Origin of the sequence: Candidatus Protofrankia californiensis, assembly GCF_900634765.1 — a bacterium.
In the GTDB taxonomy this organism is placed as follows: Bacteria; Actinomycetota; Actinomycetes; order Frankiales; family Frankiaceae; genus Protofrankia; species Protofrankia californiensis.
In genome coordinates, this window is the sequence record NZ_CAAAFT010000119.1 from 14,564 (window position 1) to 22,336 (window position 7,773).

The following is a 7,773-nucleotide window of genomic DNA, read 5'->3' on the forward strand; positions in this document are numbered from 1 at the left end:
CCGGGCCGGGCCGGGTCCTCACCGGGCTCACCAGCAGGATCCTGCACGGTCGGCCGCATACGGCCGTCGCCACGGACGTCCCCGGTGACCATGGGCTCCGCCGGCTCCTGCTCGCGCTGGCGGAGCTGGCGGCCGCCGGCGTCACCGTGGACACCGCGCCGCTGTTCGCCGGGCGTGACGCACGGGCCGTTTCGGCCGTGAACTGCCCGCGCCGACCCGGCTGGCTCGTCGACGGCCATCTGGTGCGGACGTCCGACGGTCGTCACCTGCCCGGCGGGTTGGTGCCCGCGGACGAACTGACCCGCCTGCCGGCTCCCGAACCGCCGGCGCAGCCCGTGCAGACCGTGGTGGCGGGAGGAGGAACGGCGGTCGTCCCACCCCCCGCGGGGACCGCCGATGCCACTGTGATCGAGTTCCTGCGGGCAACCCGCGAGCTGGTCGCCGCGCAACGCGACGTCGTCCTGAACTACCTGGGCGTCCCGGACCGGGCGTCGGCTGTGTCCCCGGTCGATCCCGCGGCCCCGATGCTCCCCCCGGCCTCCCTGCCGTCGAGCACGCTCGGTCACGCCTCGTCACCGGCCCTGGCTGACCAAGCCCTGTTGTCGGCCACAGCCGACGACCATGCACCGCCGTCTGCCACGGCTGATCATGCCCTCCTGCCGGCCACGGCTGACCAGCTCCGGTCACCTGGCTGGACCGCCGGTCACGATGACGCCCGGGTCGCGGCGGCGTCGGCGCGGTCGGTATCCCGGGATCCGGACGTGCTGCTGGGCGCGGTGGTGGAGGTGATCGTGTCCGCGACGGGTTATCCGGCCGAGATGCTGGAAGCGGACCTGGATCTCGAGGCCGATCTGGGCATCGATTCGATCAAGCGGACTGAGATTCTGGGAGCGCTGGCGGAGCGGATCGGCCTGGGCGCCGCCGGAGAGCGAGGGGCCGGCTTTGCCGAAGGCGGCGGCCTGGTCGACGAGGTTGTCGAGGAACTCGCGGCCGTCAGGACCATCCGCGGGATCGTCGACTGGATCGTCACCCGTCCGGACGCGGGCCCCGCAACAGCCGCGGATTCTGTAACCGCCATGGACGCCGGGACCGGGCCGGCGGATCCGGCGAGTCCGTTTCGACGGTTCGTCGTCGAGGTCGTCCCGCTGCCGTCGCCGGGTACGCTCCCCGACCTGCTCACCAACGCCGGGCCTGGAGCCCACGCCGGGCCGGGACCGTTGACCGGAAGCCGGTTCGCCGTGGTCGAAGGCGGTCTGGGTATCGGTCTGGCACTGACGACCCTGCTGGAGCAGCAGGGCGCGTTCGTACGGATGTTCTCCGTGGACGACGACGCTCTCGCCGATCAGCTTGCCGGCGGTGTCGCAGCGGACGGCGTCTGGTGGGTGTCGCCCGTGGACCGGGACGCGCCACCGGTCCTGCCTGCCGCGTTCGGTCCGATCAAGGCCGCGGTCTCCGGTGGTACCCGGCGTCTGGTCATCGCGACCGGCAGCGGGGGCAGTTTCGGCCGCGTGGCAGGCGATGATCCTGGTCCGAGCATCGGGATGGCCGGTCTTGCGCGCACGCTTGCCCGGGAGGCGCCGGACGTGGTGATCCGCGCGGTGGACCTCGATCCGAAGGAGGCGCCGACCCGGCTCGCCGAATACCTGCTCACGGAGTTCCTCACGCCGGCTGCCCCGCCTGTGACCGGTTACCGCCACGGCGTCCGGTCGACCCTGCGGGTGGTGCCGGCCGAGCTCCCCCGGGCCGGCGCGAGCCCGGCGGCCCAGGATTCTGGATCATTGGAGGGCCGAAGGCAGCGCGATGATGTTTCTCTCGCGCTCGGGGTTCCTACCGGATCCGGGGTTCCTGGCAGATCGGCGAAGCCGATCTGGCAGGTCCGGGAGGCCCCGGTTTCTGGGGCATTGGGAGAGCTCGGCCGGGACTGCGTCGTCCTGCTCACCGGTGGAGCGCGCGGTATCACCGCCAGGGTCGCCCTCGGGCTTGCCCGCGCTACCGGTTGCGGGATCGAGCTGGTCGGCCGGACACCGTTGCCGGTTGCCGCCGAGGACCCGGCGACGGCCGCCGCGGTGGACGCGCCGGCGCTGCGCAGCGCCCTGATCGCCGCCGGCCTGCGCCGGCCCGCCGAGATCGAGGCCCGCGTCGCCCGGCTGCTCGCCGAGCGGGAGGTGCGGGCCACCATCGCGGCTTTGAGTGAGACCGCGTCCTTCGTCCGCTACCACGCCGTCGACGTACGGGACGCGGGCGCTCTGCGTGCGGTTGTCGCGACGATCTACGCCGAGCGCGGCCGGATCGACGGGGTCGTGCACGGTGCCGGTGTCTGCGAGGACAAACTGCTGCGGGACAAGACACCGGAGTCGTTCGAGCGGGTGTTCTCGACCAAGGTCGACGGCGCCCGGACGCTGGCCGGCGCGCTGCGGCCCGACCTCGGTTTCCTGGTGCTCTTCGGCAGCGTGTCCGGGGTGTTCGGCAACCGGGGCCAGGTCGACTACTCCGCCGCCAACGATGCGCTCGACACCTGCGCCCACGCCTGGGCGAGGCGTTTCCGCGGCCGTGTCGTGTCGCTCGACTGGGGCCCGTGGGGATCGTCCGATCCCGCAGGCAGGGGCGCGGGAGCAGGGGAGGGAACCGGCGGGGGGATGGTCTCCGCGGAGCTGGAACGTGCCTACGCCCAGCGGGGCATCGGGCTGATCGATCCGGACGCCGGGGTCGCCGCGGTCCTGCGTGAGCTCGCCGCTGCCGACGTGGACGACCCGCAGGTGGTCTACATGTGCGGCTCGCCGGATGCGTTCGATGCCCGGGCCTGACAGATCCCTGAACCCGGATTCAGGGATCGCGATCGTCGGGATGGCGGCGGTGTTCCCCGGCGCGGGCGACCTCGACACCTACTGGAACAACATCGTCACCGGGGTGGACGCCATCCGGGAGGTGTCGCCGCAGCGCTTCGACCCGGAGTTCTTCCACTCCGACTCCGAGCCCGGTTCCGGCGACGGTCCCACGGCGGCCGGCGACCGGATCCACTGCCGGCGCGGCGGTTTCGTCGAGGAGTTCGCGACCTTCGACCCGACCCGGTTCGGGATCGTGCCCCTGGCCGTGGACTGGGCCGAACCCGACCAGCTCATGGCCTTGCGGGTGGCGGCCGAGGCGATCGCGGACGCCGGCGGTGAGGACGCACTCGGTGATCGCGATCGGACCGGGGTGGTGCTGGGCCGTGGCGGCTACTTCGCGTCCGGGATGGCCCGGCTGGACCAGCGGGTCAAGGTCTCCACGCAACTGGTCACCAGCCTGTCCGAACTCGTCCCGACGCTCACGGCCGAGCAACTGGCCAGGGTGCATGCCGCGTTCACCGAAACGCTCGGTCCGCAACGTCCCGAGGCCGCGATCGGGCTGGTGCCCAACTTGGCCGCGTCCCGGATCGCCAACCGGCTCGACCTGCACGGCCCGGCCTACACCTTGGACGCGGCCTGCGCGTCGTCCCTGATCGCGGTCGAGACGGCCGTGCGCGAGCTCACCGGCGGCCGGGCGGACGCCATGATCGTCGGCGGCGTCCATCTGGTACAGGAGGTGACGTTCTGGAGTGTCTTCTCGCTGCTGCGGGCCCTGTCGCCGAGTTCGCGGATCCGTCCCTTCGACCGGCGGGCCGACGGCATCCTCATCGGTGAGGGTGTCGGCATGGTCGTCCTCAAGCGGCTGGCCGACGCCGAACGTGCCGGTGACCGGATATACGCGGTGATCCGCGGCTGCGGTTCGGCCAGTGACGGGCGGACGTCGACGTTGCTGGCGCCGGCATCCGACGGGCAGATGCTGGCTGTCGAGCGGGCCTGGGCCGACGCGGGGCTGGACCCGAAGGCACCCGGCGCGCTCGGTCTCGTCGAAGCCCACGGGACCGCGGCCCCGGCCGGGGACGCGGCTGAACTGGCCACCCTCCGGCGGGTCTTCGGCATGTCCGAGGGCGCGCGGCCGATCGGTGTCGGTTCCGTCAAGTCCATGATCGGGCATGCCATGCCCGCGGCGGGCGCCGCCGGGCTCATCAAGGTCGCACTGGCGTTGCACCATCGCACGCTGCCGCCGACACTGCACTGTGAGCAACCGCATCCGGCGTTTGCGGGCACGCGGTTGCGACCGGTACTAGAAGCCGGCGCCTGGGACGTCGACGACGGTTCGCCGCGCCGGGCCGGGGTGAACGCGTTCGGTTTCGGCGGGATCAACGCGCACGTGGTCGTCGAGGAGGCGCCGCAGCCGTCGAACGCCCCGTCGATCGCATTCCCGGTCCCGCCCGCGGAACTGTCCGCGGAACCGGGCGTCGAGCGGGTGCTGCTGCTCGCCGGGGCGAGCCCGGCGGAGATCGCCCGCGCGCTCGCCGTCCCCGACCGGGAACTGCTGGCGCGCGACGACGCCACCGCCCCACCGGACGGCGGACCCTACCGGCTTGCGATCGTCGCGCCGGACCGGCGCCGGCTGGCGCTCGCCCGGACGGTCGTCGCACGCGGCCGGCCCTGGCGCGGTCGCAACGACCTGTGGTTCACCGGGTCACCGCTGCTCGGCGGCACCGCCGGGCCGGGCCGGACGGCGTTCCTGTTCTGCGGACTGGAGGACAACTTCCACCCACGGGTGGACGACGTCAGCGCGTACTTCGCGCTGACGCGACCGAACGGTCCCTCCGCCGCAGGCGCGGGAACAGGCAGTGGCGATACGGGCAGTGGCAACACGGGCACCGGAGACACGAGGGTGCTCGGGGAGCACGGGGTCGCCAGCGTCGAGGTGGGACGCATACTCGACACGGCACTGCGCCGGATGGAGATCCTCCCCGACCTCGTCGGGGGCCACAGCATCGGTGAGTGGAATGCCATGATCTCTGCCGGGCTGATCGACGACGAGCACGCGGACAGGTTCATCAACTCGTTCGAACCGTACTCCCTCGAGGTGCCGGGGGTGGCTTTCGGCGCACTCGGATGCGGTGCGGACATGGCCGCCGCCACCATCGCGGAGCTCCCGGACGTCGTGGTCTCGCACGACAACTGCCCCCACCAGTCGATCATCTGCGGGGAGGAGCGCAGCGTCGAGACCGCCCTGCAACGGCTGCGCGGCCGGGGCGTGCTGGGCCGGATCCTGCCGTTCCGCTCCGGTTTCCACTCCCCGTTCCTCTCCCCGTTCCTGGCGAAGGTCCGAGCCGACGTGGCCAGTACCCCGATCCGCCCGCCGAACGTGCCGGTGTGGTCGGCGACGACGGCCGCACCCTACCCTGAAGATCACGAGGGGATCCGGGAGCTGGCGGTGCGCCATCTGCTGGAGCCGGTCCGGTTCCGCCAGCTCACCGAGCGGCTGTACGCCGAAGGCGTGCGGGTCTTCGTCCAGGTGGGGGTGGGCAGTATTGCCGGCTTCGTCCAGGACACGCTGCCGGGCAGGGAGCACCTGACAGTCGTCACGAACACCCCGAAACGTCCGGGCCTGGACCAGTTGCGGCGGGTGGCGGCCGCGCTCTGGGCCGAAGGCGCCGCACCTCGTATGGACCTGCTGCCGTGCGCGAACCCTCCTGCGGCGGCACCGGTCCCGGTCTCCCGGCCGCAGCAGCCATCACCGTCGCTGCCGTCACCGTTGTCACCGCAGGCCGCCCGCGACAGCGCGGAAGCCGCCGTCGGCGAGCCGGAGTCCCCGCCGGCACACCGTGGCCGGCCGATGCTGCTCAACCTGGGGGCCCCGCTGGTCCGTCTCGGGGAGCGGGCCGCGTCACTGATGCCGGCGGCCCCGGCTCCAGCTCCGGACTCGGACCCGCTGGTTGCCCACCTGCCCGCCCGTCCGCTCCCTTCCACAACGACCCGCAGACTTGGGCCTCCGGTATCGCAGGAAAAACGTGATCGCGCTGCCTTCGGCCCTCCAGCCGGCGGACACGACGTTGCCGGTCATCCGGTGCTCGCCGAGTTCGACGCGCTGGTCACCGAAACCAACGAGATGGTCTCGGCCGTCCTGTCGCAGTGGGCGGCCAGCGCACCTGCCACCGCCGGGACGCACACACCGGTCGCCGCACAGGCTCCACCCGCGCGTCCTGCCACTGGCTCTGCCACCGGGCCCGGTGGACGTCCGGCTCCGCCGGCCGGGGCGCCGGCTGGGCCACCAGTCCCGCTGGCCGGCTCGCCGGTGCCGCCGGACGGGCGAAACGTCCGGCATGTTCGGCGCACATTGTCGATCGAGACGATGCCGTACATCATCGATCACTGCTTCTACCAGCAGCCGCCACGGTGGCCGCACCTCGCCGACAGGTTTCCGGTGGTCCCGATGACCGCCGTGCTGGAATTGATGATCGATCAGGCGCGGGCGGTCGTGCCCGGTCGCGTCGTTGTCGGTGTCACCGACGTCCGGGCCCTTCGCTGGCTGGCGATCGAACCGGCGGTCGAGGTGACCGTCACCGCGACCGTCCTGCCGGCCGCGGCCGGGCAGGACGCGGTACGGGTGAGTATCGACGGGTACGCGCACGGCACGGTCATCCTCGCCGACGCCTTTCCGGCGGGACCGGCGCCGTCGGACGAACCCCTGCCCGAGCTGCGCAACGAGGTGGTGGACGGGCAGTCGGTCTACCGCAGCGGACGGCTGTTCCACGGGCCCGGTTATCAGGGGCTGGTCACGGTCGGGCCGATTTCCCCCACGGGCGTCCACGGTGAGCTCGTCGTGACGGCCGCGCCCGGCGCGCTGCTCGACGCCGCGGGCCAGCTGTTCGGCTACTGGCCGAGGGACTACCTCGCCGCGGACTGGCTCCTGCTGCCCTCGGCCCTGCGAAACGTGCGGTTCTTCGGCCCGCACCCGGCCGTGGGGGAGCGGCTGACCTGCACGGTGTGGGTGCGTGACGTCCGGGACAGGGCTGTCACCGCCGATCTGGAGGTGCGCGCCGCGGACGGCACGGTGTGGGCGCGCATCGAGGGCTGGACCGACCGCCGTTTCTCCCAGGACGAGGTGATGTGGGCGATGTTGCTGCGACCGGCGCGCAACGCCATCGCCGAACGGGCCGGCGGCGGCTGGGTGTTCGCCCGGGAGCACTGGGCGGACACAGCCTCCCGCGAGCTGGTCGTGCGCTACCATCTCGACGCCGGCGAACGGGCCTTCCTGGCGGCGAAGAATCCGAAGGCCGCGCGGGAGTGGCTGCTCGGGCGGATCGCCGCGAAGGACGCCGTCCGCCACTGGTTGTGGGACGGTGGTGCCACCGACGTGTGGGGCATCGAGGTCGGCGTGTCCAACGAGGCGTCCGGGCGTCCGGTGATCGACAGGTTGCCGGGCCGCGACGGTGTGCCGGCGCTGCCCCCGCGGGTCTCCTTGGCGCACACGGCGTTCCTTGCGGTGGCGGTCGTGCATCCCGATGGTGATGTGGGTATCGATATCGAACGGGTGACACCACGTCCGGAGGGGGTGGAGGCAATGGCGCTCACCGGTGCCGAGCGCGCCCTTCTCACCGGCCTGGCCGGAGCCGACGCCGATCAGCGGGCACTGTGGTTCACCAGGTTCTGGACCGCCAAGGAGGCCGTGGCCAAGGCCGACGGCACCGGCCTGGTGGGCAAGCCGAAACGGTTCGTTGTCGAGGCGGTCACACCGGGTTATTTCCGGGTACGGGTGGATGGTCCGCAACCGCACGTCCGCTGGGTCGCGCACCAGTCGATCAATGCGCTGGGTGCGCCCTTGGACGACCGTGGGCATCCTCTGGACGACCATGGGGATGCGGTACGGGCAGGCGCGCAGGCACCGGGGTACGACGTCGACAGTCACCCGGCCGACAGTCACCCGGCCGACAGT

General features: G+C 72.2%; 2 protein-coding genes. Both read left to right on the top strand.

The genetic code is table 11. The features are described from left to right. Positions 1 to 2,804 (top strand): SDR family oxidoreductase (locus tag DD1DGNOD_RS07130; protein WP_131769705.1); only part of this gene is annotated, 2,804 nt, incomplete at its 5' end. Further along, positions 2,791 to 7,773: type I polyketide synthase (locus DD1DGNOD_RS07135; RefSeq protein WP_206443002.1), on the top strand; the 4,983-nt coding region annotated here is incomplete at its 3' end. The genes DD1DGNOD_RS07130 and DD1DGNOD_RS07135, both read left to right, overlap by 14 nt.